Origin of the sequence: Segatella paludivivens DSM 17968 = JCM 13650, from assembly GCF_000373185.1 — a bacterium.
Classification (GTDB): domain Bacteria; phylum Bacteroidota; class Bacteroidia; order Bacteroidales; family Bacteroidaceae; genus Prevotella; species Prevotella paludivivens.
Map to the genome: position 1 here is coordinate 1 of NZ_KB890669.1, position 3,180 is coordinate 3,180.

General features: G+C 36.2%; 1 protein-coding gene and 2 pseudogenes. All 3 read left to right on the forward strand.

All coding sequences use genetic code 11. The annotated features are described in order from the left end of the window. Window positions 1–343 precede the first annotated feature (343 nt). Complete coding sequence (locus B045_RS0110970; protein WP_018464304.1) at window positions 344–2,674, forward strand: TonB-dependent receptor domain-containing protein; 2,331 nt, start codon at window positions 344–346, stop codon at window positions 2,672–2,674. 36 nt (window positions 2,675–2,710) lie between these two features. Further along, window positions 2,711–2,842: pseudogene (locus tag B045_RS15145) on the forward strand (ATP-binding cassette domain-containing protein); the annotation flags it as partial. A gap of 138 nt (window positions 2,843–2,980) precedes the next feature. Further along, window positions 2,981–3,180: pseudogene (locus tag B045_RS15545) on the forward strand (hypothetical protein); the annotation flags it as partial.

The following is a 3,180-nucleotide window of genomic DNA, read 5'->3' on the forward strand; positions in this document are numbered from 1 at the left end:
GGGTATCATTTAACCACCATTTTGATTTTCTTGTATAAAAATTTGGATAGCAATAAAAACGTTTATAACTTTGCTCTGCCGAAAGACAAAAACTAAATTAAACAAATAGAGATTAAAGCATGAAAAAAAACATTTTATTTTTTGTTATGATGCTGTTGCTTAGTTCAACATGTATTAGCACATTCGCTAATAATCCTGATAATGATATAATAACATTGACAGAAAATCCTAGAGCATAATGGGGAATGGTCAAAAAGTATCTGTTCTTTAAGAAGTATTAACACATCATTAAGTGATTATTTGGAAACATATTTTTGGGTTAAATCTATGGTAAAGAAATATAATGGCTAAGTTTTTATATATTTTTCTTACAGCAGTCTTTATTGCGAATACATCTTATGCACAAATCAGACTGTCTGGAAAGGTTACAGATAAAAAGAGCATTGCTGTGGATATGGCAACTGTTGTTTTAAAAGATAGTAATGGTAACATTATTACTGGTTGTATAAGCGATTCGTTGGGATGCTTCAAAATTAACGACTTGGTACCAAAAACATATACTTTGCAGGTTTCGTGCATTGGCTATGCAGACTATACACATCAGTTAGAGGTCAACAAAGATATGTCTGTCAGTGTAATGCTTAATAGTGTTGCTATAGCCATAGATAAAGTGGTGGTGACAGCTAAGACTCCACTCATTCGTCGGGAGATTGACCGTGTGGTGCTTAACGCCGAGAGACTGAATGTTGTTGCCACAAACTTTATGGACGTGTTGAAACATACTCCTGGTGTATTGGTGCAGGATGATGGTATCAGTATGCTCAACAAAGGAAAAATAATCTTCTTGGTGAATGGTAGGGAGATAAAAATGGATATGAAAGGATTGATGGCTTATCTGAGTTCGCAGTCTTCAGACAATTTAAAGCAGATTGAAGTGATGACGACTCCTCCTGCCAAATATTCTGCCGAAGGCAGTGCTGGAGTAATTAATATTGTTACAAAGAAACTGAGAAACGATTATTTGGGAGGTAATGTATCAAACAAATTATCTGTCAGAAAGTCAGTGTATGATGATGCGAGCTTCAGCCTGCAATATAAGCGCAACAAAGTAGAGGCATATATGACTACCGGAGTTGGTTTAGGTACTATGCGGTCAGATAGCAAAAATTGTATTGACTATTCATCCGAGACTTGGAATACAACAAATCGGAATCTTAAATCCAATGATTACATTGTTACTACTGCTGGTCTGGACTATCTGTGGACTGATAATTCATCAATTGGAGCTATCTTCTCATATACCAATATGCAGCCTGATGCGGATAAAACGGCAAATACTTCAGTTATATCTTCCGAAACGAACCATCTGTTTAAGTATTTTGAAACGACAACCAATTCCAAAATCAACTACAATCGCTATAATACTAATCTGCATTATACACTTACCAATATAGGCAAAGGCGGAGTGCTGAATGTAAATGCAGACTATTTGAATTATACAATCCATGATGTGGTGGACTTACAGACCTTGCACGATGAGAATTTGAGTTATAAGAGCCGTCCTGAGAATTTGATAGAAATCTACCAAACCAAAGCTGATATGGAGATACCGATAGGAAAAGGTTCTGTGTCGTATGGTGCGTCTTATTCACAATCAAAGACAGACAATCAAACTCACTATGAGCGAATAAGCACAGAACAAGATTTAAATGACCACTTTATCTATCGCGAATGTATTATTGCTGCTTATGCTGACTTAAGGCATAAATACTCAGATCATTGGGATTTTAAACTTGGTGTGCGTGGTGAATATGGTAAGCTTGACGGAAATTCAATCAAGATGAGCCAACGCACAGTAAAGTATCAGTTTGATATATTCCCCACAGCTTATCTAAATTATAGTTGGAGCGAGGATCGGGTGCTCAGTTTAAGTATGTCTAGCAGAATAAACCGACCAAGTTATGTTGATATCAATCCCTTTACTACCTATAAAGATGCCTACACTGTAACAACAGGAAATTCAGGTCTGTTGCCTGAGAAATCATATACAGCAGAACTCGGTTATACACTTGGCGATTTTTCTGTATCAGCAAGTGCCATGTGTAAGAATCGTGTGATATCCTCGTACATAAAGATAGACAATGAAAGAAAACTGACAACAATGACCTCAGACAATGTAATGAAGAAACAGATGTATAGCCTAGATGCGGCATACTATTTTAACAAGATTTCTTGGTTTGACAGTGATATTGAGGGAAGCATTTATACCATTATTTCTCGTCCAATGGCTGGATATAATTTGATAAAGACAAATAACACCTCGGTATTTTTGTATATGAACAATAATATCTATTTCAACCGAAAGAAAACGCTAATGGCTACTCTTTGGGGACAATATCAATCCAAAGAAAAAGATATAGTGGGCGAAAGCTTATCTAGATATAGAACCGATTTAGGATTGAAATATTTACTTTTCGATAAACGTTTATCTATAGGGATGGAGTGTCAGAATTTGTTAGCATCACATACTAAATCGATAGTTTATGACCAAGATGCAACTTATGTGTTTGATAGCAACCCTTATCGTGTTTTGAAATTATCGCTCTCTTATCGCTTTGGTAAAAAACTCAATATAAAACAAAAGGGATTTGGTATTAATACAGGAAGGTTATAAATAGGGTATGAGTAGTTTTTATTTATGCGATCAAAAAAAACACTGGATAATGTCAACATACATATACCGCAGGGAAAGGTTACTGCGATAGTAGGTGCATCCGGTAGTGGCAAGACCACCCTTGTTCGACTTATGCTTGGATATTATCCCGTGCTTGAAGGGCATATCGAATAATAGCCATAAACAACGGTATGGTTGCAGAGTCTGGAAGCCACGATGAACTTATTGCGAAGCGTGAAGTTTACTACAATCTAGTGAAGAACCAACTGGAACTGGGAAACTAGAACCAATAAAGATATTAAATTAATGGAAGCAAACGATAATATAGAACTCAGAAGTGAGCGAGTGAGGAAGATAATAGGCAAAGTTCCTCCCCGCCTAATAAGTATTGGAATTACCATAGTTACCTTCTTTATAGCAGGAATGATATGGGTGGTGACAACAGTGCACTTTCCGTTTACTATAGAATGTAGTGGAGGTATACATTATTTTGAAATTTCCCCAAA

What these genes read in the sequence shown, in the direction of transcription:
- B045_RS0110970 (WP_018464304.1), top strand. Translation starts at nt 344, where the DNA reads ATGGCTAAGTTTTTATATATTTTTCTTACAGCAGTCTTTATTGCGAAT.